Raw genomic sequence first — 25,616 nt, 5'->3', positions numbered from 1 at the left:
CAATCTATAACGGTTATGATATTATTCTAATTGACTATTTTTATAGTTAAATAAAACGGTATTCCGCTGTTGCTTTGGAAGACATGAATGCTAGTTGGAAGGATGTTATTTTTTATGCGTCAAAACGAATTAATCTCAAAGATTAACGCGGAACAACTTAAGAGTGATGTTCCAGAATTTAGAGCCGGAGATACTGTTAAAGTATCTGTTAAGGTTGTTGAAGGTAGCAACGAACGTATCCAAGTATTTGAAGGTGTTGTTATCAAACGTCACGGTTCAGGTATTCAAGCTACTTACACTGTTAGAAAGATCACTTCAGGTGTAGGTGTTGAACGTATCTTCCCACTTCACTCACCACGTGTTGCTAAATTAGAAGTAACTCGTCGCGGTGCTGTTCGTCGTGCTAAGCTATACTACCTACGTGAACGTCACGGTAAGGCTGCTCGTATTAAAGAAGCACGTCGTCGTTAAGATAAACTTTATATCTAAACAAAAGCAGGTATTGAATTTAATTTCATACCTGTTTTTTTGTATAAAAAAAGAGTGCTAATAAGCACTCTTTTTAATTATAGATTTTCATCGGTATTATAGTTTAATTTTGAGAAGTCTGTTGAAGATGCAATTAATTCGTAAGCAAGGTCTTGGTAACTCTTCATCGCTAATTCAGCACATTCATTACTAATTTTAGTTGTGTATTCACTTAATTCGTGATGATCTAAATCAGCAGATTTAAGATCAACTTGATTGATTTTTTGTTGGAATGAGATATTTAATCTTTCTTGAACATCACCAACAACATCAACAAAATGGTTATAGTGCGGATCTAGTAAAACACCCACTAATTTAAAAATCCAATATGCAGATTTAGGATCATATGTCATATCACCGATTTTATATTCCTTTGGTGTATCATTGATTCCTGCAAAGAAAGGTACAAAGACACTTTGTGCAGCCACACCCATTGATAACCAATGAATTCCGCTTACTTCAACTGGTAAGTTGGGTCTAATTTGTAAAACATGTGATTCTTGTGCTTTAGCTAAACTAATAGGTCTGTATCTCTTGCGTGATTCAATTGGACCTTTTCCAACAGGATCAAATTCTGTTCCTTCGTAATGTGATGCTAAGAAGTCTTTTGCATCTTGAACGGATATTAATTTAGATGGCTTTCTAACGAAAGGCAGGTCATAATCTTCTGGATCTTGAGTGATTTCTGGATTAAACATTCTTTGACCATACCATACACGTGGATTGTTGTAGTATAAATCAGATTCACTTCTAGTACCAAATATTTCTCTGAAGTTAAATGTACCGTCATTAGACTTATTTAGCTGGTTATCGTTAACAAATGTAAGAATATCTTCTGACCAGGCGAAGTTTTCGTTATCGTTAAAGTCAATTTCTTGAATTGCTAAACGATTTGAAACAACGGCATAAGAATCATCAGGAATTCTCATTGCCACCCAATGATGACCTGAACCAATTTCAAAGTACCATACTTCATCTGCATCTGAGAATAGGATTCCGTTACTTTCAGCAGCACCATGAGTACTTACAATTTCACCAAGACGATTAACAGCATCCCTTGCTGAATCAGCATAGGGTAAAACAACGGTAACAATAGACGCTTCTGAGATTCCTTCTTCAAGTAAAGGATCATATCCTAATACATAACTATTAGAATAAGCACTTTCTGTTGCACTCATTGCAACACCTTTTTCATTAATACCTTCTTCTTCAAATAAACCTTCTTTATCGGTCCATTCAGGAGTTGCAGTGTATTTATATCTAACTTTAGGTAAAGTGCAAGAGAAGCCGTTTTCTTTGGCTTTAAATTGTTGTTCTTCTTTATATTCTTTATGTGGGTGAACAATAAAATGTTTTGGCCAAGTGGCTTTACAATCTTCATTTCTACCAATCATAGTGGAACCATCTACAGATGCTTTTTTACCAACTAAAATACTAGTACAAGCATCATATTCTGGAAACTTAGGCATTATTACACTTCCTCTTTTTTTATGTATTTAATTTATTGTACATTAACTAGGTTAAAAATTGAACTATATAGGCATTTAAAGTATAATCAGACTAAAATACAGAGTTAGGAGAATGATTATGCCATTAGTACATATTGATTTAATTGAAGGAAGAAACGAAGAACAACTAAAAGGACTTGTAGCTGATGTAACTGCTGCAATTGTTAAAAATACTGGTGCTCCAGCTGAACATGTTCATATCGTATTGAACGAAATGAAGAAGAATAACTACAGTGTTGCTGGAAAATTAAAGAGTGACGAAGCTTAATTAGATTAAGGAATAATTATGAAGAACGAACAATATATAATGTCGATAGACGAGGGTACTACTAGTGTTCGTGCGATGATCTTTAATCATGAAGGCAATGTTGTTAGTAAGGCTCAAAAAGAAATCACGCAACATTTTCCTCATTCAGGATGGGTTGAGCATGATGCTCAAGAAATTTGGGACGCGGTGCAAACTGTAATATCAGAGTCTTTAATTCAATCAAAGATTCCACCATATAAGGTACGAGGAATCGGAATAACCAATCAGCGTGAAACTACAGTTATGTGGGATCGAGTAACCGGTGAACCAATTCATAATGCTATTGTTTGGCAGTCGAAACAGACAAGTAAAATTGCTAATGAATTAAAAGAATCGGGTTATACAAATTTAATCCATCAAAAGACCGGATTAGTTATTGATTCATATTTTTCAGCGACCAAGATAAAGTGGTTGTTGGATAATGTTTCGGGAGCAAGAGATAAAGCTAACAGTGGTGACTTACTATTTGGAACGATTGATACTTGGATTTTATGGAAGCTAACAGGTGGACATGTACATGCTACTGATGTTTCAAATGCCAGTAGAACAATGCTTTATAACATTCATGATTTAAAGTGGGACGAAGAAATTCTAAATATTTTAGACATTCCAAAGGAAATCCTACCAGAAGTAAAATCATCATCTGAAATATATGGATACACTGCGGGATATACCTTTTACGGAGTACAAATTCCAATTTCAGGGATTGCGGGAGATCAACAAGCTGCATTATTTGGTCAACTTTGTTTAGAAGCAGGAAGTATAAAAAATACCTATGGAACTGGTTCGTTTATCGTCATGAATACGGGTGATAAGCCAGTAATATCTGATAATGGTCTATTAACGACAATTGCATATGGAATCAACGGTGAAATTAATTACGCTTTAGAAGGAAGTGTATTTGTCGCAGGCTCTGCCATTCAGTGGTTAAGAGATGGACTACGACTAATAAATGACGCTAAAGAAACTGAAGATTTAGCATTAGCTGCTACAAGTGATCATGATGTTTATGTAGTTCCAGCTTTTACCGGATTAGGAGCTCCATATTGGGATCAAGATAGCCGTGGTGCTATTTTTGGGTTAACCCGTGGGACTTCGAAAGAGGACTTAGTAAAAGCAACATTAGATTCATTAGCTTTTCAGACTAAGGATGTTGTTAATACTATGGTAGAAGAAACACAGTTAGATCTTAAGCATCTAAAAGTAGATGGTGGGGCTGCACAAAACAATTATTTAATGCAATTTCAAGCAGATATATTAAATACGTCAATTGAAAGATCGTATATCGCTGAAACTACAGCATTAGGAGCAGCATACTTATCTGGTTTAGCAGTTGGATTTTGGAAAGACATAGCAGAGATAAATCAACTAAAGCCCAATCAAAGTCTATTTAAGCCAAAAATGAACGAAGAAGATCGTCATAAGTACTATGAAGGATGGCAATTAGCTGTTAAAAGTACACAGATGTTTCATCCAGATAAATAAAAAGACTTGATAAAATATCAAGTCTTTTTTATATTTCAAAATATTTTTCTAGATATCTAGCTAAGCCATTTTGATCATTATCATATTCAGTGATGTCATCAGCTAATGCTTTAATCTTAGGTTGACCATTTTTCATAGCAACACCTAATCCAGCATATTTCAGCATAGTTTCATCATTAAATTCATCACCAAAGGCGATAATGTTATCTTGGCTAATGCCATAATAATCAGATAGTACTTCTAAACCAGTCTTTTTAGAAATGTCCTTAGCAGCTAATTCTACAATAGAATCAGGACCCCCCCAAGGAGAAATTTGTAATGTATCACCGTAATTATCATTAATGTAATCCACAAATTTACTCATTTTATCAGGGCTAATTTGTAATGTTAAACAGACAGGATCTTCCGTTAAGTTTTCTTCTGTTATAAATTCTTCAGGAGCTAAATGAGTTGGGAAAAATCCAATTTCATCATCAGCTTCACGATTAGCTAAAAATAGTTGTTTTCCCTCAACGGCCATTAAGTTAATACCTAATTCGTCAGCATGGTTTAAGATATCAAAAACGACATCTTTTTCAATGTTATATTCGTATGCATGATTCCACTTTGCTAATGGGTTATAACCAAGACTTCCGTTAAAGCTAATTAGCGGATTGTCTAAGCCGATTTCGTTATAGATATCTGTAACTAAACGAGGGGGACGACCTGTTACAATATTGACAACATGTCCTAAATCCATTACCTTATTTAGAGTATTAACAGTTTTTTGTGAAACTTCGGAATTATTGTTTAAAGTAGTTCCATCTAAATCAATTGCGATAAGTTTCTTATCCATATAGTTGTTTCACCTCACGTAAAAAAATATAATAGTAATATGTTAACTAATAAAAAATTGTAAGTCAATGTAAAAAGGAGTATCCAAGTGGAATTACCAGCAGATTTTAAAAATAAATATCAAAAATTAATGGGTGATGATGCAGACTCCTTTTTTAAGAGTTTGGATCAAGAAACTAACCCAGGATATCGAGTTAATCCATTAAAAGAATATGTCGTAACAGAAAATGCCGAAGACGCAATTGATTATTGCCAATATGGCTATTATGGGGATGTTAATGGAAAAAGTGTCGAACATCAAAGTGGTGCCATTTATTCTCAAGAACCCAGTGCAATGTATGTAGGAGAAGTTGCTGATATTACCCCCGGTGATTATGTTCTAGATTTATGTGCCTCTCCTGGTGGAAAGACCACCCACGTTGCTAGTTACATGCAAAATCAAGGCTTATTAGTCACTAATGAAATTGATTATAAACGAGCTAAAGTATTAGTTGAAAACGTTGAACGATTTGGAATTCGCAATGCCTTAATTTTAAACGAAAACCCTAATAATCTAGCTAAACACTTTCCTAGATTCTTTGATAAAATTCTGATTGATGCACCATGTTCTGGTGAAGGAATGTTTAGAAAGAATAATGATGCTATTAAATATTGGAATGCTGAATATCCAGTGGAATGCGCAATTAGACAAAAAGAAATCATTGAACAAGCAGTTAAGATGCTTAAACCAGGCGGTAAAATCATTTATTCAACTTGTACCTTTGCTCCAGAAGAAGATGAACAAATTGTTGAATGGATGCATGATGAATTTGACTTCACAATTGAACCAATCCGCAAATATGAAGGGATGGTTGATGGAAAGCCTGATTGGGCAAATGGCAATCAAGATTTAACTAATACAGTTAGATTATTCCCTAATCATTTTAAAGGAGAAGGCCACTTTATTTCTAAGCTATCCAGTAATGACAATGGTAGTGCTAAAAAGATCAAACACCGATTACAAGGAAACTTAACTCAAGATGATAAGAAGTTATGGGATGAATTCAAACAGACTAATCTAGTTAATTTTGATCCCAAACATTTAATCCTGTTTGGAGACCAATTATATAGTTTTGATAATACTTTACCTGACCTAAAGGGATTAAAGGTAATGAGACCAGGATTGCATCTAGGAACTATTAAAAAGAAACGTTTTGAACCTAGCTATGCACTTGCTTTGGCATTACATTCAGATGAAGTAGTTAATCGATTAGAGATAACGGAAGATGATTGGAAACAATATGTCCATGGCGATACGATTAGTTGTGATCAAAGTTTAAGCAAGGGATGGTACCAACTAATTTATAAAAAACAACCAGTAGCATTTGGAAAAGTTGTTAATGGAACGGTAAAGAATTTCTTCCCTAAAGGTTTAAGATTTAATATTTAAATAAAGATGTTAAGAGGAGTGCAATAAGTACTTCTCTTTTTTATTTATTGGTTACAAGTAAAAAGTTACTTTAACTTAAAAAATAAAAAAGAAAAAGCAAGCAAAAACCGCTTGCTAATTAATAGGGAATGTTTCGTTGGTTAATATAATTTTGAAGTTGCGGATCTACAAGCATTTTGACCTGCTTTAAATCTTCAATATTATTGCATCCTAGCATTGTCATAATATTTATTAGTCCGTCTTTAAAATCGTTAATAAACTTGATGGTTTCGTCTTCGCCATTTTTGATTAGTGAATATAAGATAGGGGCGGCCATACCGATTGCATCTGCTCCTAGAGCGATTGCCTTTGCAGCATCTAGAGGTGTTCTAATACCACCTGAAGCAATTATTGTTACATCGTTAGAAACTTTAGCTTTTTTAACTTCTAGAAGTGATTCAACAGTAGTTTGACCCCAGTCAGAAAGGTAAGTTAGTTCTTGTTCTTTACGACGGTAATTTTCAATTTTACTAAAATTAGTACCACCTTTGCCACTAATATTTATATTCTTAATCCCGTTGTTAATCAATTGTTGGATTGTTTCGTAACTCATACCAAAACCAACTTCCTTAACGATTACAGGAACTTCTAAATTTTGATTAATGTCTTTAATATTATCAATCCAGTTAAACTCACGATCTCCTTCTGGCATGATGATTTCTTGAGGAGTATTGATATGAATTTCCAATGCATTAGAATCCATCATATCGATTGCTTTCTTAGCGTTTTTTAAGTCAACTGAAGCACCAATATTAGAAAAAATGATTCCATTTGGATTCGTTTCTCTAACAATACTAAACGAGTCAGATAAGCTGGAATCCTTTAAAGCAACACTTTGAGAACCAGTAGCCATTGCAATACCGGTTTCTTTCGCAATTTTAGCAAGACTTTGGTTTAATTTTTTAGTGTATTCACTACCACCAGTCATTGCCTCAATATAGAAGGGTAAGTCTAATTTAATTTTATCAATATGACTGTTTAGATTAACTTCATTTAGATTTATTTCTGGAATTCCTTGATGAATAAATCGTAAATGATCGAACCCCGCATGGCTTTGTGGATCATAAAATTTGATTGCTAGAGATACGTGTTCATCTTTTCTGTGTGATTGTCTATTAACCATATTTACTCCTTTTCAGCAATGTTTAAATGTAATGGAATAATATTATTTCTTCTCCATTCATTTTCAATCAATTTAATGGAATCATTTTCTTCAATAATTGCGATTCCACAATCACCACCACCGGCACCTGATGATTTTCCTGCTCCATTATATGACTCCACAATTTCACAAAGATTAGAAAGTTGATTTGTTTCTATATCAACTCCGGTTGAGGTAGATAGAGATTTAATGATTTTACGGTTTTCTCTTATTTGTTGTTTTATTACTTCAATGTCTTTCTTTTCAAATCCATCAATCATTTTTAAAATGCATTTTTTGCTGGATTCAATAAATTGATTATATGTCCCAGCGTTAGAATCTTTTTTCACCTGATCTAACAAATTATGAGTAGAAGCGGGTGTTCCTGTCCATCCAATTAATAGTTTTAAGTCAGAAGGTGGGGTTAGTGGAGATATAAATAAATCCGGCCAAGATGTATTTATTATTTCTAATATTGATAGAGAACTGTTTTTGAGCCATTCTTTATCAAAAGAGCTATATGAAATCCATCCACCAAAGCTACTAGCTGCAACATCACCAAGAGATCCGTTCCCTTGCACCTTTAAGTGAGCAATTGCAGATAACTTAAAAATTTGTAGTGGGGATAAGTTTAAATCATAAAATTTATTAATTGCTTTTACAATAACAACAGTAACAGCAGCAGATGATCCAAGGCCATATTTTTTTCCATCAGTACTGTTTAAAGTACTATTTAATTCTATATCAAATAATTTTTTATTAATATTCAATTCTGAAATGTAATCATTCATAACCTTCATTGCTGAGATAACATATGCAAAAGATTCATCATCATCCAATAGATGTAGTGAATCATTTTCTATATTCCATTTGATTGGATTGTCATATTGATCAGAATTGATTTGGCCATATTTACTTTCTGATTCTTTTATTGTTGCAGTTATGTATTGATCAACCGCAGCAATAATAGCGGGAGTGCCACTTTCTACAACGGCATATTCACCAGCAATATATAATTTTCCTGGTGCTTTTACTGAAATCATTGAAATTAGTCCTTTCAAATTAATTTAACTTTTTCTCCAGGACCGGATACTTTGATTTGGTCTTGTGAAAATTGATTTGATAAATTATCGACAATTGCTTTGATATTTTTCTTTTGACAAATTATTTTAACGTTAGGCCCCGCATCCATAGTGTAGTAACATTCGATGCCTTTATCTCTAAGCCCTTTTACCATTTCGATAACAAGTAAGCTATCTTTATTTAAATATAAGTATGAAGGATTAGCACTTAAAGTTAAAGAATGCATTCTCATGGCGTTAAGTTCAGCAGTTTGTCCTAATGTTGAGAAATCTCCGTTTGTAATGGCATTTTGAATTGTTTCAAAATCTTCATTAGTTTGTTTTATCCAACTATCGTAAAAAGGGGAGGTTTCATAAGAAATCTTCATGCCTAATCTACTACTTATCTTTTTGGGACTATTATTTAGAACGATAGCAATCATGTTTATGTCCATTTTTACCGGATCTTCAATGCTATATCCATATGAAGTTTGGTCATCAGTACCTTTATTCCAGGCAGCAAATCCTCCAAAAATAGACCTTGTTGCTGAACCCGACCCACGTCTTGCTAACATTGATAGTTCTTTATCTGACAGGTCTAATCCTGCAGCTTTGCTTCCCGCTGTTGCGAGAGCGGCATAAGCCGAAGCAGATGAAGCTAACCCAGCTGAATTTGGCACATGGTTTATTGATTCGACTTTTGCGAATAAGTTAATTCCAGACTTATGTCTAATAATGTCTAAAAATTTGCTGATTTTTTCATCGTTAACTATTTCACTGTTAATTGTAATCATATCTTGTTGAAGGGTAGAGTCAAATATTACTGATGTATCTGTATAAAATTCATCTAGAGTTAAAGAAATACTACTATTCGCAGGAATGATTAATTCTTCATTTTCTTTTCCCCAATATTTAACTAACGCAATATTGGTATGTGCTCTAGCTGTGTATTTTTGTCCTATATTTTCCATCTTATCCTCCATAATGATTTTAATTAAAAGGTTGAATCCATGTTTCCAATGCTCCAGCTTTTAATAGGGCATTTTCAATTGTTTTAGCATCATTCATATCTTTAGCTAGTGCAATGATACAACCACCTAATCCGCTACCGGTTAATTTTGTTCCTAAAGAGCCATTACGATTGGCGATTTCAACTAATTCATCTATTTTATCATTGCTTACTTTTAGATTTTTTAGTTCTTTTTGATTTTCAGACATTAAAAGTCCTAGTTCGCATGGATTATCATTCTCAATATCGTGCTTAGCTTTTGTAACTAGCTCACCGATATGTTTAATAGATCCCATTGTTTCTTTATTCTTATGTGTTAATTGTTGCTTAACATAGTTTATAGCAATATCTGTTCTTCCTTTGATTCCTGAATCTGCTATAACTAGGACAGCGTTTAGATTGAAATCAATTTCATTTAAGACACGATTACGAATAAACCAAACTGGATTGTCTGATCCAGCAGTAGCAGTATCTAATCCGGATGGATTACCATGAGTGATAGTTTCTTCAATATTGCTTAATTCTAGTAATGTGTCCTTATCTAAAGGTTTATTGAAATAATTATATAAGGATTTAACAATCGCTACTGATGTCGCAGCTGAAGAACCCATTCCTCTTTCTGATGGAATGGAACTTTCAATTGTCATTTCAAAACAAGAAGCTTCTTTATTTAACTTATGCAAAGTATCATTGATTAAATTTTTGATTCCTAATAAATCATTAGGAATATTATTTATATCGCCAACGTAATATTTGCTATTTACGAATATACCGCTATTTTTTTCAACAATTTTAACGTTTAAGTCTATTTTGGGTATAGGAAGGGCAATTGCAGGTTGACCATATACAACACTGTGTTCACCCATTAAAATTATTTTAGCGTGACTATGTCCGATTGCTTGATTTGTCAATGTTATCGCTCACTTTCTCTTGATTTTAATATTATCATAAAAGTGACAGAATAAAAATAACTTAAATTTAGTAGATTATGGTTTTAAATTAATAGATATAACGGTATGAAATGTAGTATCATTAAGTTAAGTATTTTTTGAAAGATTGGTGAACTAATTATGAGTAAAACCATTTTTTCAGTGGTGGATATTGAAACTACCGGTAGTAGTCAATCTAACGATACAAATCGAATTATTCAATTTAGTTGTACGTTCATTCAAAATGCTAAAATAATTGGATCATTCAATTCGTTTATTAATCCAGAAATTAACATTCCAACTGAAATTACAAAACTAACAGGAATATCAAATCAAACAGTCGTTAACGCACCAACATTTGCGGAAGTAGCTAATAAAATATATGAGCTACTAGAAGGTACAATTTTTGTTGCGCATAACGTCAATTTTGATTTTCCATTTTTAAATTTAGAATTTCAAAGAGTAAACCATAAAGAACTACATAATAAAGCAATCGATACAGTAACCTTAAGTCAATTGTTATTACCTACAGAACCAAGTTATAAATTAACAGATTTAAGTAAAAGTCTTAATATTGTCCATGAACATCCACACTCATCAAGTAGTGATGCTCTAGCAACTGCTAAAATATTAATTATTTTATTACACCAATTAGATAATTTACCCAAAAAGACAATCAAACAAATCTTAGATATAAATCCTTCGTTACCAATGAATACTTTGGATTTATTTAAATATGTATACAGTAACAAGAAGAATGAAGATAATCCTAAAATGATTAATATCAAGGATTTGAAAATAAGAAAAATTAAATACAAATCTTCTTCTTCATTTGAAGAACTAAAGTATCCTAATAACAAGCGAAAAAAAGAAAAAATGTTTAAGGGAATTGTTGAATTCAATGAAACAGAAAACAAACTAATGAATTCAATTTATGGTAATTATCATTCACAAAATGACAGTACTAATACAATTATTGAAACTAGTGGTGATTTTAATTATGACTTTAGTTATTTATTTCCATTAAGTTACTTACTAACGAATAACCAAAAAATTGTAGTAGCTGCTGATAAAGAGTTTCTTTCTAACTCATCAATCGTCCAACAAGTTAATAAATTAAATAAAATAATTCCAAATGACGTTAGAAGTTTGATTGTTAGATCTGTTTCAGACTACATCGACATCGACAAATTTTCTGATAGTCTAAAAGTTAAAAGTAATTCTAAAAACACACAATTTTTGAAGTGTAAGATTTTAATTTGGCTAACGTTCACTAAAACTGGTGATATTAGGGAATTAAAACTAGATAAAGATAACAATCAAAATTATTTCTTGAACGTTGTTAGTGATGAGCAAAATCATGGATACTATATAAAGAAATTATCTAATGATTTTAAAAACGCAAACGTTGTTTTAGTTTCTCATGAATATTTATTAAGCAACTATAGTGATTTATCTGAAGATAATCCATATTTAGTTATTAAGGATGCCAGAAAGTTAAATAAACATGCATTAGATGAATATCGCGTCGATTTTAAATTTAGTGATAATAAAATTATTTCTAATCATCTTACTAACTTGTTATATCAAAGTCATAATAGAAATGTGTACGATATTTTTACTAAATCAAAGAAGCACTATAGCTTAATTAAAAAAATAGAAAATCTATTTACTAAAAACTGTACGCAAATCGAAGAACTTCAAGATGAGTTCTTGTACTATTTTTATTCTAAATCTAAGCTAGAGAAAATCGTTGATGGTTTTATATTGAAACCAGATACAGAAAAATTAGAAGAATTTATAAAAAGTAAAAAGAGTTTATTTAATTTAATTTCTAGAAACAACCAAATTATTTTAGATATTGCTGATGATTTAAAAAGATCGATTAATCATTTTACTGGACAAGATAAAGCAATTCTTTATGCTTTTTTTGATCAAATCAATGAATTTAGTAAATTTATTGAAAACAATGTTTATAGGTTATTTAAGCTTATGTCTTATAACCAAGAAAGAACTTTTGCCTTTGTAACTAATGACGACAAAGATATCAATAATGGAAGATTTATTGGTGGATTCATTAGAAATACGAATATCTTATCTAATGGTTTGTATCAAAAGTTTAAAAATATTGTTTTTATGGATAGTTCCATATATTCATCAAAGAGATCACAATATTTCTATGATGAACTAGAATTGAACCGTAGCAATACTAGAATGATTAAGTTTGAAGACGAATTAGATCTAAGTGATTCGGTTAATTTGATTTTGGATGAATCTTTACAAATTCCAATGAAAGTTAATAAGTTAATGAAATATAATAATGGTAATTCGTTTATTCTTACAAACTCTAAAAAAAGGTCAAAAGACATTCTAAAATCTTTACGTGATACAGATGTATATGACGAAAATGTGATTTTAATTCAAGATTTTATTGGTAATAATGATAAGATAGTTAAGAAAATCGTCAATGATTCTAAAAATATAATCATTGGTAATAATGAATTAATGGATTTAATTTGCCAAAAGGGAAAGAAAATTGATAACTTAGTTATAGATTCATTCCCACTAAATGAATTTGATGATGTATATCTACAAGCTCAATATGATTTGATTAATAGTCAGCATGGTAATCCAAACGATGGATTATCAATTCCTTTAAGCATATTAAGTATTAAAGATGCAATTAAGGATGTAATAAAGACATCCAATCGTAAGGCACTCATCTATTTCAGGGATAAAGAAGTCATTGATGGACCTTATGGTAATAATTTAATTGATTTATTGCCTAATCATATAAAACCAGAATATTTAGAAAAAAGAAAAATTATTGAAAAATTTAAGAAGAATTAGTGAGGTGATACAATGGATTATTCTTTATCAAAAAAATTTAATTATTTTAGACTTATTAAATGGTTAATTGCAATCATTATTCTTTTAATCATAATGATGATTGGTCTATTATTGTGGGCAAGATTGCCAATTTCTACAGCTAAAAGTCAAGCAACTGATTTGGCCGAAAAAAAGGCCGGAATAACAAAAGTAGATAGATTCTACATGTCTGATTTAAATAGAACATATTACACCATTCAAGGAACTAATAAAGAGAAGCAAAACGTTTTAGCCATAATTGAAAAGAAAACAGGTAACATTAACATTGTTAAGACTTCTGACGGAATTTCTTCTGATAAGGCTAAAAATATCACAAATGAGAAGCAATCAATTGGTAAACTGATAAGTGTTGCTCCAACAATGTTTAATGGTAAACCAGCATGGGCGGTTAGTTACTTTAACAACAAAAATGGGTTAACTTATTCCGTTGTTGATTTTAAAACAGGTAAAATAATAAGATTTATAGATAATGTATAGAAGGGGTGTTTTTTATGGATAAATTTGCTAAGTCACTTTTGCAATCTGGTAACACAACCATTTCCAATATACTTTTAAAAAACTATCCCAAACTAGGTATGAATAGTGATCAATTAGTATTGTACCTACAAATTAAGAGAAGCATTGATATGGGCAGTTATTTCCCAGATATTAATGAATTAACTGATTCAACTGGAATGTCTAGTGCAAAAATTTATCAAATACTTCACGAATTAATTCAAAATAAATTAATGAAGATAAAGACATTAACTGATAAAAGAGGCCAGTCATTCGATATATATGACTTCTCTTTAATGTACGATAAATTATCAGAATTAAATCAAAATATTGAGGATGAACATTTCGATAATAAAGATGTTAATGTCGAAACAAAAGAATCAGATAGAAAAGAAACCTTTAATAAAATTGAATCAGAATTTGGTCGTCCACTTTCTCCAATTGAAATAGAAACGATTAACCAATGGATTAATGATGATCATTACGATACAAAAATGATTCAGTTAGCTCTCCGCGAATCAGTATTGAATCAAGTTTATAGCTTAAAGTATATTGATAGAATACTAGTTAATTGGGAGAAAGCTAATATTAAAACTCCTGCTGACGTTGAAAAAAATAGACATGAGCGTGAAATTAGAAGAAATAAAAACAATAGCGTTTCTACTAATAATAACGATAAACCAGAAATACCAATCTTTAAAATAGATAAATAAAAAAGAGCCTAGAATTAAATTCTAGGCTCTTTTTATTAATGATTTTGTTGACTACTACTTTGATTACTATTGTTTTGAGTGTTTGTAGTTTGGTTATTATTGTTGTTAGTTTGAGAAGTTTGTTGATTGGATTCATTGTTATTAGAACCAGATCCTGAACCGGATCCTGAACTTTGAGTTGCGTTGTTCTTATCTTTTTGTGAATCCTTATCATCATCTTCATTGTCTTTGTTAGTCTTGGAATCTTTTGTAGCTTTCTTTGTACTATCTAAGACAGTTGATAAACTAGCACCTTTATAACCTGTGGTTTTATCAGGTTGAATTGCGGAATACCCATTCTTGTAGTATTCAGTTTGTCCACCAGATTTAACTGCTGTAACACCACTAGGTTTTGTCCAATCAGTATTAGACTTTCCTTGAGAAATGTATTGCATTTCATATTTGTAAATCAATTGTGCAATATTAGTTTGTGCGGCGGAAATGTAATTTCCTGTTTCATATGGTTTATCATAACCAGTCCAAACCGATAGGGCATAATTTTGGGTGTACCCAGTGAACCATGAATCCATTGCTGCATAAGCAGGGAGAACACCATTGTAAGTGTTGTCAGGGTATTGAGTAGTACCAGTCTTACCAGCTTGATATAAACCAGGAATATATGCTGCTGTTCCTGAACCGTTAGCTGAGTTCATGACACCTTTTAGCATTGATGTCATCATAAATGCTGTTGCAGGACTCATAACTTGAGTACCTTCGGATGTAAAGTCATGAGAAACTTTATCTGGAGTAACAACACGACTGATTAGGTAAGGTTTGTGGTAAACACCATTATTAGCGAATGCAGAGTATGCAGCTGCTTCTTGTTCAGTAGAAATATATAAACCAATACCATTTTGAAGTGATAGGTCACTACTAAATGTCATTCCTAATGAGTTTAAGAAACTAGTTGCTTTGCTGACACCAACATTTTCAAGAGTTCTAATAGCGGGAATATTTCTAGATTCAACTAGTGCTTTATGCATTGAAATTGTACCTTGATACTTATTATCAAAATCTTTTAGAGAGATACTTGTTCCTCCATAGGTATATGGAGTGTCATGAACTAATTGATAAGTAGGGTAGTTTAGATACTCAATAGCTGGACCGTAATCCATTAAAGGCTTAGCAGTTGAACCACTAGAACGATCAGTTTGTACGGCTCTATTCAAACCAAATTGAATATCACTCTTTCTACTTCCAATCATAGCGTTAACGGCACCAGTTTTAGGATTTACTAGGGTAGCACCAATTTGCATTGTGCTATTAGGGAATCCAACAGCAGCATCGTTATTTGCTAAATCGTATAGTTTCTTTTGAGCTGATAAATCAAGGTTAGTATAAACTTTTAATCCTGATTGAGTATTGTATCCTTCAGCTTTTAGTTCTTGGATTACTTGTTTTAGATAAGCATCAATGTATTTTTCATTAACAGAACTGAAGCTACTGCTTTTATGACTGCTTACTAATCCTGTTTTTACACTAGTTTTCTTAGCAGCGTTGGCTTGGCTTTGTGTAATTGCACCATATGATGCCATCGCATTTAGAACTTCGTCTCTTCTTTGTTGAGCATATTTTGGATAAATATATGGATTATAGTAACTTGGTGATTGTGGCATTCCTGCTAGTAAAGCAGTTTGGGCAAGTGTTAATTTACTTAATGATTTTCCAAAGTAATATTCAGAAGCTGTTTCCATACCATAAACATTGTTACCCATGTAAACCTTATTAATATAGAATTCAAGGATTTGTTGTTTTGAATATGTTTTTTCAACTTTTAAAGCTAACCATGCTTCTTGAGCCTTACGCTTAAATGTTCTATCTGAAGCTGCCGTTGAAAAGACAGATAACTTAACTAATTGTTGAGTTAATGTTGAACCACCTTGTAGATTTAAGCTTCCAGACGTAATGTTTGATAAGGAAGCACCTAAAATTCTGATAGGGTCGACCCCATGATGTTTATAGAAACGTCGATCTTCAATAGAAACAATCGCGTTTTTTAATTCAGATGGGATTTTATTAGATTTTATATAATCTCTATCTTGAACACCAAGTCTTGAAATAACATGGCCTTTATTATCATAGATTTTTGTTGAATTATCACTGGAAAGTGATTGATAGGAAATATCAGGAGCAGTTGACGCATAGAAAACGAAAACGATACTACCTAATACAATTAATAGAGATATAAAACCAAGTCCACCAACGATAACTTTCTTAATCCAGCTAGCACGTTTGGAAGATTTATATTTCTTTTGATTTCTTTGTACTCTACTTCCGAGGTTTGGGTTGTTCTGAGACATGTAATATTCTCCTTTACGGTTTAGATTAATTCATCTACAACACTTAAATAAGGAATTGTAGGGTTAATTGAATAATTAATTTTATAACCAAGTTCCTCAATTATATCCTTTTTTATTGACTTTTTACCACCATTAAATTGATTATCCCAGTAAGTAAATAGGTCAGAAGCCTTAAATAGATATACTTCATCACTTGATATAAATTTTATAATTGCAAAACAGATACCACCATTTTCGACGCATTTTTTCATGTGATTAATTTGATGTTCATGAAAATTAGCTAATGGAAATGATGTTTTATTTTTGGTTTCTTTGGCATCAAAATCAATATACTTACCTTTGTAGACTCCATTATAATCCGTTGTCGAAGCTCTTCTGAAATATGCTTCTTTGATTGTAGCAGCACTTCGTTTTGGATAGTCAACTTTGACAATTTGAACTGGAGTTGGTTTTTTATGTATAACAGCAACGTTTTTTGCTAAATAGAATTCATTGCTTCTATTTAATTCTTCTTCCAAAGTCATCCCACGTCCACCATATGAGGTAGGTTTTACGTATTTATTCTTTGGAACATTATTATTACTGTTAGCATTAAAGGATTTTCCATTTGGATATTTAATTACCATTGCAACCACCTTTCAGCAAACAATACATTATTAACATCATAAATATTAATGATATTATACCATTAGTGATAAAAAGATAGTAATTAGAAGGGAGGGCATCTTATGTCTCGTGTATGGATAACTGGATATAGAAGCTACGAACTTGGCGTATTTGGGAATAAAGATCCTAAGGAATTAGTTATTAAAAGTGTGATTGAAAATAATATAAAACAAGAAGTTATTGATGGAGCGGATTGGATCATTACCGGAGGACAAATGGGAGTAGAGCAATGGACAGCAGAAGTTGCCAATGAATTAAAAGAAGAACTTCCTGGAGAGTTTCAATTATCAGTAATGCTTCCTTTTAAGGAGTTTGGTAATCAATGGAATGAACAAAATCAAGCCAGACTATCAACAATATTAAGTAATGTTGATTTTTCAGCGAGCGTTTCAAATGATCCTTACAAGTCACCGATGCAATTGCGCGCTTATCAAGAATTTATGCTTACCCATACAGACAAGGCAATACTAATCTATGATGTTGACAATCCAGGTAAAACACAATATGATTATGAGCAGATTAAAAGATTTTCAGAACAAAATGATTATGAATATCGTTTAGTTGATTTTGATGAATTACAAGAAGCGGCAAATGAATACCAAAATAATTTAAATAATTCAGATGATTAATTGAAAATATTTGAAATTCTGGTAGAATTATATTTGTTTGAGATTATTTATGAATATGAGGTGTGAATAATGAACAACATTCAATTTACCCCTAAAGACATCTTAGAAAGAGCATTTACTCAAAAGATGAGAGGGTACGATCCAAACGAAGTTGATACTTTTTTGGACGGAATTATTAAAGATTACCAAGCTTTTGATAGCGAATTAACTAATCTAAAAAATGAAAACGATCAACTAAAGATGGAAATCCAAAGATTAAAACAATCTGGTGGCTCATTCAATGAACCAAGAGTTGCTCCATCAGGATACTTTGATGATTCAAATTCAACACCATCAAGTCAAGATACATTAGGAAGAACACGTATTGAAAATGAATTATTAAAACGTGTTTCAAATCTTGAACAACGTGTATTTGGTTCAACTGAAGGACCAAGTAGCATTGATAGATTTTAATTAATTAACAACTGGTGTACATTCTGAGTAATCGCGGTCAACTTTTGTTGGCTGAGGAAAGTCCACTCTCGCACAGGCTGCGATGCTTGTAGTGTTCGTGCTCGGTGAAAAAATAAGCCGGGGGACTACTTTGTAGTAACGGCGGAGAAAATAGCTAAGGTTTTACTATGCTTCAGTACTCCTGAAAGTGCCACAGAGACGATACAATATTGGAAACGGTATTGGTGGAACGCGGTAAACCCCACGAGCGGGAAACCCAAACTTTGGTAGGGGAGCTTCACACACGGAAATTGAACTAAGTGTGGGGGAGAATTTAATTCTCAGATAGATGATTACTACTTTATATTTTAAGGCCTGACTTAAATATAAAGCACAAAACATGGCTTACAGGAATGTACACCAATCAGGAAAGGGTGGAAGTTTTCTTCCTCCCTTTTTTTATTGAAATATTTTTGATTCGTGAAAAGGAAGAATTAAATGAATAAATTTAAATTAATGGCCACTTGTGCCGCCGGAATTGAAGCACTTGTAGGTAAAGAACTACGTAATTTAGGATATGAAGTTCAAGTAGAAAATGGACGTGTTAGATTCGAAGGAACCGCTGAAGATATAATCAACACAAATTTATGGTTAAGAACCGCTGATAGAATTGAAATAATCGTTGGAGAATTTGATGCAAAAACTTTTGAAGATCTATTTCAAAATGTAAAAGCATTGCCATGGGACGAATTACTTCCAATGGATGCTAATTTCCCAATGAATGGAAGATCTCATAATTCTATATTACACAGTGTTCCTGACGTGCAAGCTATTGCTAAAAAAGCTGTTGTAAATAAACTAAATGAAACTTACCATCGTCGTACTAGATTACCTGAAACTGGAGAATTATATAAACTAGAAACAAGAATTAATAAAGACCATGTTATCGTTACTCTAGATACAACCGGTGAAAGTTTATTCAAACGTGGATATCGTGTCGCTAAAGGACCGGCTCCAATTAAAGAAAACATGGCAGCAGCACTAATTCTTTTAACTAGTTGGTATCCTGATATGCCATTTTTAGATCCAATGTGTGGTTCTGGAACTATTCCAATTGAAGCTGCTATGATTGCTAGAAATATTGCACCTGGATTCAATAGAGAGTTCTCATGCGAAAAATGGGAATGGATGGATAAGAAGATGATTGAAGATGTTCGTAATAAAGCTGATGAGCAAGCTGATTATGATAAAGAAATTGATATCATGGCATCTGATGTAGATGGAAATATGATTGAGATAGCGAAGGTAAATGCTCAGGAAGTAGGTCTTTTACATGACATTCAATTCAAACAATTATCCGTTTTAGATTTCAAGACTGATAAAATTAACGGTGTTGTAGTTTCTAATCCACCATATGGTGAACGTTTAAGTGATAAACAAGAAGTTAGAAAGTTATATAAAGGGTTAGGTAGAATATTTAAACCTATGACTAGTTGGTCTAAATATTTCTTAACTTCAGATTTAGAATTCGAAAAATTTTATGGCCAACCAGCAACAAAAACTAGAAAATTATTTAACGGTAACTTGAGAACCGATTACTTCCAATTTTGGGGTAAAAAGATAAGAAAATAAAGGATGTTATATATTGACTCAAAGCATTGCAATAATTGGTGGCGGAATAGTTGGATCAACTGCTGCGTATTATCTCAGTGAATTTAATAAAAAAGATGATTTAGACATTACAGTGTTTGATTATGGAGTTGGTCAAGCTACTAAAGCTGCTGCTGGAATAATTTCTCCTTGGTTATCAAAGAGAAGAAACAAATCTTGGTATGAATTATCCAAAGATGGTGCAACACTTTTAAGCTCTATCGCTGAAAAAACAAATATGTCTAAAGGTATTTACAATCAATGTGGAACTATCATTACTAGAAATAAATTAGAAGATATCTCAAATCTATACGATTTAGCAATTGAACGAAGTAATGATACTGATACAATTGGTGAAATATATAAGTTAACACCCGATGAGGTTAAAAGACATATTCCAATTATAGATTCTAATATTCCAGGGTTATTAGTAACCGGTGGGGCAAGAATCAAAGGTGATAAGTATACTGACCATTTGTTAAAAATCGCTAAAAATAATGGTGTTTCTGTAGTAAATAAAGAAATTACTATTAATGAAAAAACTAATGTAGTCTGTGATGGTGAAGAAATTCAGTTTGATAAAATCATTTTAGCTACTGGGGCATGGACAAAAAATGTTTTAGCAGAATTACCTCTAGAAGTAGACGTAAGACCTCAAAAGGGACAATTAATCGAATTATCAATCAATCATATAAATATGTCTGATGAAGACATGCCAGTTTTAATGCCTGAAGGAGAATCTGACTTTATTCCATTAGGTAATGGACGTTTGATTGTTGGTGCTAGTCATGAAAACGATAAGGATTTCGATCTAAACCCAGACTCTGACGTAATAGATGACCTATTGAACAGTGCAACATCATTATTACCATCCCTTTCTGCTGAAAATCTAATTCGCGTTAAAATTGGGACTAGAGCTTATACTAGTGACTTTGCTCCATTTTTTGGTGAAATTCCTGGATACGAAAAAATCCTAGTCGGTAGTGGACTAGGATCATCAGGTTTAACTACAGGACCGTTAGTAGGAAAGATTTTAGCTGAAATGGCAACAGACAACCTATCAACAGATATCGATAAATATAGAAAGCCAATAGAAAATTATATTAAACTAATAAAATAAATGAAGGGCCTGCGTCGCAAGATTGTGGGCACCTTCATTTTTTGTATCCTCAATCCAATTATTAATAACTAAACTATATTTACTTTGTTCATTTAAAATTTTATCAACGTAATCTTGAAAATGTTTAGCATATTGTTTTTCTAAACTTTCATGAACGATTTTACTATCCGTATAATAAACAACAATATCATCGGATTTAATTAGTTTTTCTAGTTGTTTAAATCCCAACAAGCAAGCTTCAAATTCAGCTTCATGATTATTTTTTGACTCTAATTTAAGCTTATATTGATATTGTTGGTTTTCATGAACAATTAATATTCCGCAAGAACTGTTTCCGGAATTGTTCATAGTGGCTGCATCAGTGTATAATTTAAACATAATCATAAATTCTCCAAAGGAAGGTTTTATTTAATGATAACCCAAAAACGAACATTTTTATACCAACCGGAACCACTACATACGGTAATCGACTGGACCTGGACGTTCGCATTGTTATTTATCGCGATAATTTTCTGGCTAGAAGTAACTGTTATACAGTGGATTACCATCTTTTTCTTTTTAGTTTTTTGTTTATTTACATTATTTCAAATTATATTTAGAAAAATAACAGTAGTAGATGACAGAATCATTATTAGCAGACTATTAAATCCAAAATGGCTAGATGTCAAAATTTCTGATATTGACTCTGTTAATTTCACTAAGCATCGTGCTACTATAGTAGTTAATAATAGGAAATTTGACTTATTATTACCATCTAATTCTGTAATTGAATTAAGTAATTTAATTAATAAATAATTAACTAGGAGATGTTCTTACCATGAAAACAGATATTGAAATTTCACAATCAGCCGATTTAGTTAACATTAATGATATTGCTTCACAATTAAACATTGGAATCAACGAATACGAACCATACGGTAAATATAAAGCAAAATTAAATTTACCTTTTAAGGGTGAAAAAAATGGAAAACTAATTTTAGTTACTTCCATTAATCCAACTGCTGCAGGAGAAGGTAAGACAACTTTAACAATTGGATTAGGAGACGCATTCCATCGTATTAATCAATCATGTGCAATTGCACTAAGAGAACCATCATTAGGACCTGTCATGGGAATTAAGGGTGGAGCTACAGGTGGTGGATATTCACAAGTAGCACCAATGGAAGATATTAACTTGTTCTTTACAGGTGATTTTCCAGCGATTACTGAAGCACATGATACTTTATCAGCATTAATTGATAATCATATTCATCATGGTAACAAACTAAATATTGATCCTAGAACTATTACATGGAAACGTGTCGTAGATATTAATGACCGTGAACTTAGAAAGGTTGTTATTGGATTAGGTGGTAGAACATCGGGTGTTCCTAGAGAAGACGGTTTTGACATTACAGTTGCTAGCGAAATTATGGCTGTTTTATGTCTAAGTGAAAATTTAGCAGATTTAAAAAACAAATTAGGTAAAATTTTAATTGGATACAACTATGATAGAGAACCTGTAACAGTAAATGATTTAGGTGTTACGGGTGCGTTAGCATTATTATTAAAAGATGCTATTAAACCTAACTTAGTTCAAACACTAGAACATACACCAGCATTTATTCATGGTGGTCCTTTTGCTAATATTGCACATGGTTGTAACAGTATTCTTGCAACTAAAGCTGCAATGCAACATGCTGATTATGCAATTACTGAAGCTGGATTTGGTGCTGATTTAGGTGGAGAAAAATTCTTAGATATCACTTCAAAGAAATTGGGACATCGTCCAGATGCAATTGTAATCGTTGCAACTGTGAGAGCATTAAAGTTAAACGGTGGAGTTAACAAAAACGATCTCGACGAAGAAAACGTTGATGCTTTACTATCAGGTGCTAAGAACTTAGGTAGACATATTGCTAACATGAAGCAATATAACAAACCTGTAGTTGTTGCAATTAACGAATTTTCAAGCGATACAGAAAAAGAAATTAATGCATTGAATGACTACATTACCAAACAAGGTGTAAAGCCATTTAATACAACCGTTTGGGAAAACGGCGGGGCAGGTGCTACTGATTTAGCAAATGAATTAGTTGCACTTTGTGAAAATAACGATGAATTCAAACCATTATACGAAGATGATGATGAATTTATGGTGAAGTTAGAATCTATTGTTACTAAGATTTATCATGGTAAGAATGTTGTTTTAAGTGCGAAAGCAAAACGTCAATTAAAAACAATGGAAAAATATGGTTGGGATAAATTACCAATCTGTGTAGCCAAAACACAATATTCATTTTCTGATGATGCAAAACAATTAGGTGCACCTGAAGATTTCACTATCAACGTTAGTGAACTTCAACCTAAATTAGGTGCTGGTTTCATTGTTGCATTAACCGGAAAAATACTTACAATGCCGGGTCTTCCATCTCATCCAGCTGCCTTAAACATGGACATTGATAATGATGGAAAGATTACTGGATTGTTTTAGGAGTTAAAGCATGCCGATTTTGTATATTATATTAAGTGTTATCGCTTTGGTAGGAATTGATCAAATTATTAAAATTTGGATTTCTGCGAATATTTTAGAAAATACAGCTAGAACATTCATCCCTGGAGTATTATCTATTGCAAACATTCACAACAGTGGTGCTGCTTGGAGTATTTTGCAGGGACAACAATGGTTATTTTCAATCATTACATTTGTTGCTGTCGTTGCGGTTATCTACTTTATGATAAAATTAAAAGATAGAAAATTATATGTAATTAGTTTAACAATTTTATTGTCAGGAATTATTGGTAATTTTATTAATCGATTATTTGATGGATATGTAGTTGACATGTTCCAAGTTGATTTTATTAATTTCCCAATTTTTAATTTTGCAGACATTTGTATCACTTTTGGAATTGTTATTCTATTCATTGCAATATTAAGAGATGGTGATTTAGATTAGTAATACAGTAACTTATACAGTAACAGAGTCTAGCGTTAGACTAGATAAGTCTCTTACTGATAACGTTGAGGATTTAAGCCGAGCAAGAGCAAAATCATTAATTGAAGATGGACTTGTCCTTGTTAACGGTGAGAAGAAAAAACCTAAATATGATGTAAAAATTGATGATCAAATAACAGTTGAGATACCTGAACCGGAAACAATGAATGTTGAACCAGAAGATATTCCTTTAGATATTGTTTACGAAGATGATGATGTTTTAGTAGTGAATAAGCCTCAGGGAATGGTAGTTCATCCCTCAGCTGGTCATCCCAATCATACTTTAGTAAATGCGCTATTATTTCATAGCCCATTATCAACAATTAATGGTACATATAGACCTGGAATCGTTCATCGAATTGATAAGGATACCTCTGGTTTATTGATGATTGCTAAGAATAATTATGCTCATGAAAGTCTCTCACAACAATTGAAAGATAAGTCTAACATTCGTGAATACATTGCATTAGTCCATGGAAATATAAAAGAAAATAGTGGAGTAATTAATGCACCGATTGGTAGATCAAAAAAAGATCGAAAGAAACAAGGGATTGTTGATGACGGTAAGAACGCAGTAACCCATTTTAAAGTCTTAGAAAGATTTGGTGGAGAATATACATTAGTATCTTGCATTTTAGAAACTGGTAGAACCCATCAAATTAGAGTGCATATGAAATACATTGGTCATCCGCTAGTAGGCGATCCGTTATACGGACCTAAAAACACCATCAAAGGAAACGGCCAATTTTTACATGCTAAAAAGTTAGGTTTCGTTCATCCAGTAACCAATGAACAACTTGTTTTTGAAACACCATTACCTGAAATTTTTGAACAAACAATCAATAAATTAAGAAATAAATATAAGATTAAATAGGAGGAACTGTATTGAGTAAAGTAGTTGTAGATAAAATGGCAATGCAAAGAGCATTAACCAGAATTACTTATGAAATTATCGAAAAGAATAAAGGGGTAAATAACCTAGTTTTAGTTGGTATTAAAACTCGTGGAATTTATCTTGCTAAACGTATCGCTAATCGTTTACAAAAATTAGAAAACAAAGAAGTTCCTGTAGTTGGAATTGATGTTACTAAGTATCGTGATGACATCCAACACACTAATAATGAACCAGAAGTCCTATCTGATAATGAAGTTTCATTGAAAGATAAAAACATCATCTTAGTAGATGACGTATTATTTACTGGTAGAACTATCAATGCAGCTTTATCAGCGATTGCTGAATTGGGAAGACCTAATAACATTCGTTTAGCTGTTTTGGTTGACCGTGGTCATCGTGAATTACCAATTAGAGCTGATTTTGTTGGTAAAAACATTCCAACTTCTAAACAAGAAATCATTCAAGTTCAAGTAGATGAAATTGATGATCAAGATTCAGTAGAAATTGATGAAAAGTAACTCTTAAATAATTCATTTAAGGAGA

General features: G+C 32.2%; 25 protein-coding genes and 1 other RNA gene. 17 read left to right on the top strand and 9 right to left on the bottom strand.

Going from position 1 to position 25,616, the window contains the following annotated elements; all coding sequences use genetic code 11:
- Positions 1 to 114 precede the first annotated feature (114 nt).
- Complete coding sequence (gene rplS, locus RZ74_RS03210; protein ID WP_053950017.1) at positions 115 to 471, top strand: 50S ribosomal protein L19; 357 nt, start codon at positions 115 to 117, stop codon at positions 469 to 471.
- A 95-nt stretch (positions 472 to 566) separates the two neighbouring features.
- On the opposite strand, the gene RZ74_RS03205 is transcribed toward rplS, so the two are convergent.
- Positions 567 to 1,997 (bottom strand): C69 family dipeptidase, encoded by a 1,431-nt coding sequence (locus RZ74_RS03205; protein ID WP_053950016.1) that lies wholly within the window; start codon positions 1,995 to 1,997, stop codon positions 567 to 569.
- A gap of 118 nt (positions 1,998 to 2,115) precedes the next feature.
- Here RZ74_RS03205 and RZ74_RS03200 point away from each other — a divergent pair, with 118 nt between their 5' ends.
- A complete protein-coding gene (locus RZ74_RS03200) occupies positions 2,116 to 2,304 on the top strand; it encodes a 2-hydroxymuconate tautomerase (RefSeq protein ID WP_053950015.1) in 189 nt (62 codons plus the stop codon).
- Positions 2,305 to 2,322: 18 nt separating this feature from the next.
- Positions 2,323 to 3,828, top strand: a complete 1,506-nt coding sequence (gene glpK / locus RZ74_RS03195; protein WP_053950014.1) for a glycerol kinase GlpK — start codon at positions 2,323 to 2,325, stop codon at positions 3,826 to 3,828.
- Positions 3,829 to 3,856: 28 nt separating this feature from the next.
- Here the strand turns inward: glpK and RZ74_RS03190 are convergent, their stop codons facing one another.
- Positions 3,857 to 4,663, bottom strand: coding sequence for a Cof-type HAD-IIB family hydrolase (locus RZ74_RS03190; protein ID WP_053950013.1), 807 nt, complete (start codon positions 4,661 to 4,663; stop codon positions 3,857 to 3,859).
- 87 nt (positions 4,664 to 4,750) lie between these two features.
- On the opposite strand from RZ74_RS03190, the gene RZ74_RS03185 reads away from it, so the two are divergent.
- On the top strand, positions 4,751 to 6,091 hold the full coding sequence (locus RZ74_RS03185; RefSeq protein WP_053950012.1) for an RsmF rRNA methyltransferase first C-terminal domain-containing protein: 1,341 nt from the start codon (positions 4,751 to 4,753) through the stop codon (positions 6,089 to 6,091).
- Positions 6,092 to 6,209: 118 nt separating this feature from the next.
- On the opposite strand, the gene fni is transcribed toward RZ74_RS03185, so the two are convergent.
- The 4 genes from fni to mvk are packed head-to-tail and all read right to left on the bottom strand — an operon-like array spanning position 6,210 to position 10,252.
- Entirely contained in the window at positions 6,210 to 7,253 is a 1,044-nt protein-coding gene (fni, locus tag RZ74_RS03180) for a type 2 isopentenyl-diphosphate Delta-isomerase (protein WP_053950011.1), read from the bottom strand.
- 2 nt (positions 7,254 to 7,255) lie between these two features.
- Positions 7,256 to 8,314 carry a phosphomevalonate kinase gene (locus tag RZ74_RS03175; RefSeq protein WP_053950649.1) on the bottom strand — a complete coding sequence of 353 codons (1,059 nt, stop codon included), beginning with the start codon at positions 8,312 to 8,314 and terminating at the stop codon, positions 7,256 to 7,258.
- A 14-nt stretch (positions 8,315 to 8,328) separates the two neighbouring features.
- Entirely contained in the window at positions 8,329 to 9,303 is a 975-nt protein-coding gene (mvaD, locus tag RZ74_RS03170) for a diphosphomevalonate decarboxylase (protein WP_053950010.1), read from the bottom strand.
- Positions 9,304 to 9,322: 19 nt separating this feature from the next.
- Positions 9,323 to 10,252 (bottom strand): mevalonate kinase, encoded by a 930-nt coding sequence (mvk, locus tag RZ74_RS03165; RefSeq protein WP_053950009.1) that lies wholly within the window; start codon positions 10,250 to 10,252, stop codon positions 9,323 to 9,325.
- 159 nt (positions 10,253 to 10,411) lie between these two features.
- Here mvk and RZ74_RS03160 point away from each other — a divergent pair, with 159 nt between their 5' ends.
- The 3 genes from RZ74_RS03160 to RZ74_RS03150 are packed head-to-tail and all read left to right on the top strand — an operon-like array spanning position 10,412 to position 14,367.
- Positions 10,412 to 13,120 carry an exonuclease domain-containing protein gene (locus RZ74_RS03160; RefSeq protein WP_053950008.1) on the top strand — a complete coding sequence of 903 codons (2,709 nt, stop codon included), beginning with the start codon at positions 10,412 to 10,414 and terminating at the stop codon, positions 13,118 to 13,120.
- Positions 13,121 to 13,132: 12 nt separating this feature from the next.
- Positions 13,133 to 13,636, top strand: coding sequence for a cell wall elongation regulator TseB-like domain-containing protein (locus RZ74_RS03155; protein WP_053950007.1), 504 nt, complete (start codon positions 13,133 to 13,135; stop codon positions 13,634 to 13,636).
- Between the two features lie 14 nt (positions 13,637 to 13,650).
- Complete coding sequence (locus RZ74_RS03150; RefSeq protein ID WP_053950006.1) at positions 13,651 to 14,367, top strand: DnaD domain-containing protein; 717 nt, start codon at positions 13,651 to 13,653, stop codon at positions 14,365 to 14,367.
- Positions 14,368 to 14,402: 35 nt separating this feature from the next.
- Here the strand turns inward: RZ74_RS03150 and RZ74_RS03145 are convergent, their stop codons facing one another.
- Both RZ74_RS03145 and recU read right to left on the bottom strand, forming a co-directional pair.
- Positions 14,403 to 16,706, bottom strand: coding sequence for a PBP1A family penicillin-binding protein (locus tag RZ74_RS03145; protein WP_053950005.1), 2,304 nt, complete (start codon positions 16,704 to 16,706; stop codon positions 14,403 to 14,405).
- 20 nt (positions 16,707 to 16,726) lie between these two features.
- Positions 16,727 to 17,332, bottom strand: coding sequence for a Holliday junction resolvase RecU (gene recU, locus RZ74_RS03140; protein WP_053950004.1), 606 nt, complete (start codon positions 17,330 to 17,332; stop codon positions 16,727 to 16,729).
- Positions 17,333 to 17,434: 102 nt separating this feature from the next.
- Here recU and RZ74_RS03135 point away from each other — a divergent pair, with 102 nt between their 5' ends.
- From RZ74_RS03135 to RZ74_RS03120, 5 genes are all read left to right on the top strand, one after another.
- Complete coding sequence (locus RZ74_RS03135; protein WP_053950003.1) at positions 17,435 to 18,001, top strand: SLOG family protein; 567 nt, start codon at positions 17,435 to 17,437, stop codon at positions 17,999 to 18,001.
- Between the two features lie 69 nt (positions 18,002 to 18,070).
- Positions 18,071 to 18,454 carry a cell division regulator GpsB gene (gpsB, locus tag RZ74_RS03130; protein ID WP_053950002.1) on the top strand — a complete coding sequence of 128 codons (384 nt, stop codon included), beginning with the start codon at positions 18,071 to 18,073 and terminating at the stop codon, positions 18,452 to 18,454.
- A 19-nt stretch (positions 18,455 to 18,473) separates the two neighbouring features.
- Positions 18,474 to 18,846: RNase P RNA component class B (gene rnpB / locus RZ74_RS06865), an RNA gene on the top strand.
- An 85-nt stretch (positions 18,847 to 18,931) separates the two neighbouring features.
- Positions 18,932 to 20,065, top strand: a complete 1,134-nt coding sequence (locus RZ74_RS03125; protein ID WP_053950001.1) for a THUMP domain-containing class I SAM-dependent RNA methyltransferase — start codon at positions 18,932 to 18,934, stop codon at positions 20,063 to 20,065.
- A 13-nt stretch (positions 20,066 to 20,078) separates the two neighbouring features.
- Positions 20,079 to 21,203 (top strand): NAD(P)/FAD-dependent oxidoreductase, encoded by a 1,125-nt coding sequence (locus tag RZ74_RS03120; RefSeq protein ID WP_053950000.1) that lies wholly within the window; start codon positions 20,079 to 20,081, stop codon positions 21,201 to 21,203.
- Here the strand turns inward: RZ74_RS03120 and RZ74_RS03115 are convergent.
- A complete protein-coding gene (locus RZ74_RS03115) occupies positions 21,192 to 21,581 on the bottom strand; it encodes a ribonuclease HI family protein (RefSeq protein WP_053949999.1) in 390 nt (129 codons plus the stop codon). The two genes, RZ74_RS03120 and RZ74_RS03115, sit on opposite strands and share 12 nt — an antisense overlap.
- A gap of 33 nt (positions 21,582 to 21,614) precedes the next feature.
- Between RZ74_RS03115 and RZ74_RS07050 the strand changes: the two genes are divergently transcribed.
- The 5 genes from RZ74_RS07050 to pyrR are packed head-to-tail and all read left to right on the top strand — an operon-like array spanning position 21,615 to position 25,591.
- Positions 21,615 to 21,998 (top strand): EbsA family protein, encoded by a 384-nt coding sequence (locus RZ74_RS07050; protein ID WP_053949998.1) that lies wholly within the window; start codon positions 21,615 to 21,617, stop codon positions 21,996 to 21,998.
- Positions 21,999 to 22,020: 22 nt separating this feature from the next.
- Positions 22,021 to 23,676 carry a formate--tetrahydrofolate ligase gene (locus RZ74_RS03105; protein WP_053949997.1) on the top strand — a complete coding sequence of 552 codons (1,656 nt, stop codon included), beginning with the start codon at positions 22,021 to 22,023 and terminating at the stop codon, positions 23,674 to 23,676.
- 10 nt (positions 23,677 to 23,686) lie between these two features.
- Positions 23,687 to 24,139, top strand: a complete 453-nt coding sequence (lspA, locus tag RZ74_RS03100) for a signal peptidase II (protein WP_053949996.1) — start codon at positions 23,687 to 23,689, stop codon at positions 24,137 to 24,139.
- Positions 24,135 to 25,052 (top strand): RluA family pseudouridine synthase, encoded by a 918-nt coding sequence (locus RZ74_RS03095; RefSeq protein ID WP_053949995.1) that lies wholly within the window; start codon positions 24,135 to 24,137, stop codon positions 25,050 to 25,052. Before lspA ends, RZ74_RS03095 begins: the two co-directional genes overlap by 5 nt.
- Before the next feature lie 11 nt (positions 25,053 to 25,063).
- Positions 25,064 to 25,591 (top strand): bifunctional pyr operon transcriptional regulator/uracil phosphoribosyltransferase PyrR, encoded by a 528-nt coding sequence (pyrR, locus tag RZ74_RS03090; protein WP_053949994.1) that lies wholly within the window; start codon positions 25,064 to 25,066, stop codon positions 25,589 to 25,591.
- Positions 25,592 to 25,616: the final 25 nt, after the last annotated feature.

Source organism: Apilactobacillus apinorum, assembly GCF_001281175.1.
Taxonomy (GTDB): domain Bacteria; phylum Bacillota; class Bacilli; order Lactobacillales; family Lactobacillaceae; genus Apilactobacillus; species Apilactobacillus apinorum.
This window is presented reverse-complemented; position numbering and strand designations above follow the sequence as displayed.

Bases quoted from the DNA above. Each gene is read 5' to 3' on its own strand.
- RZ74_RS03200 (WP_053950015.1), top strand. From the start codon at position 2,116: ATGCCATTAGTACATATTGATTTAATTGAAGGAAGAAACGAAGAACAA.
- RZ74_RS03115 (WP_053949999.1), bottom strand. From the start codon at position 21,581: ATGTTTAAATTATACACTGATGCAGCCACTATGAACAATTCCGGAAAC.
- RZ74_RS03155 (WP_053950007.1), top strand. From the start codon at position 13,133: ATGGATTATTCTTTATCAAAAAAATTTAATTATTTTAGACTTATTAAA.
- fni (WP_053950011.1), bottom strand. From the start codon at position 7,253: ATGGTTAATAGACAATCACACAGAAAAGATGAACACGTATCTCTAGCA.
- RZ74_RS03205 (WP_053950016.1), bottom strand. From the start codon at position 1,997: ATGCCTAAGTTTCCAGAATATGATGCTTGTACTAGTATTTTAGTTGGT.
- recU (WP_053950004.1), bottom strand. From the start codon at position 17,332: ATGGTAATTAAATATCCAAATGGAAAATCCTTTAATGCTAACAGTAAT.
- RZ74_RS03150 (WP_053950006.1), top strand. From the start codon at position 13,651: ATGGATAAATTTGCTAAGTCACTTTTGCAATCTGGTAACACAACCATT.
- RZ74_RS03125 (WP_053950001.1), top strand. From the start codon at position 18,932: ATGAATAAATTTAAATTAATGGCCACTTGTGCCGCCGGAATTGAAGCA.
- rplS (WP_053950017.1), top strand. From the start codon at position 115: ATGCGTCAAAACGAATTAATCTCAAAGATTAACGCGGAACAACTTAAG.
- gpsB (WP_053950002.1), top strand. From the start codon at position 18,071: ATGAACAACATTCAATTTACCCCTAAAGACATCTTAGAAAGAGCATTT.
- lspA (WP_053949996.1), top strand. From the start codon at position 23,687: ATGCCGATTTTGTATATTATATTAAGTGTTATCGCTTTGGTAGGAATT.
- RZ74_RS03175 (WP_053950649.1), bottom strand. From the start codon at position 8,314: ATGATTTCAGTAAAAGCACCAGGAAAATTATATATTGCTGGTGAATAT.
- RZ74_RS03135 (WP_053950003.1), top strand. From the start codon at position 17,435: ATGTCTCGTGTATGGATAACTGGATATAGAAGCTACGAACTTGGCGTA.
- glpK (WP_053950014.1), top strand. From the start codon at position 2,323: ATGAAGAACGAACAATATATAATGTCGATAGACGAGGGTACTACTAGT.
- RZ74_RS03190 (WP_053950013.1), bottom strand. From the start codon at position 4,663: ATGGATAAGAAACTTATCGCAATTGATTTAGATGGAACTACTTTAAAC.
- RZ74_RS03105 (WP_053949997.1), top strand. From the start codon at position 22,021: ATGAAAACAGATATTGAAATTTCACAATCAGCCGATTTAGTTAACATT.
- RZ74_RS07050 (WP_053949998.1), top strand. From the start codon at position 21,615: ATGATAACCCAAAAACGAACATTTTTATACCAACCGGAACCACTACAT.
- RZ74_RS03160 (WP_053950008.1), top strand. From the start codon at position 10,412: ATGAGTAAAACCATTTTTTCAGTGGTGGATATTGAAACTACCGGTAGT.
- mvaD (WP_053950010.1), bottom strand. From the start codon at position 9,303: ATGGAAAATATAGGACAAAAATACACAGCTAGAGCACATACCAATATT.
- RZ74_RS03145 (WP_053950005.1), bottom strand. From the start codon at position 16,706: ATGTCTCAGAACAACCCAAACCTCGGAAGTAGAGTACAAAGAAATCAA.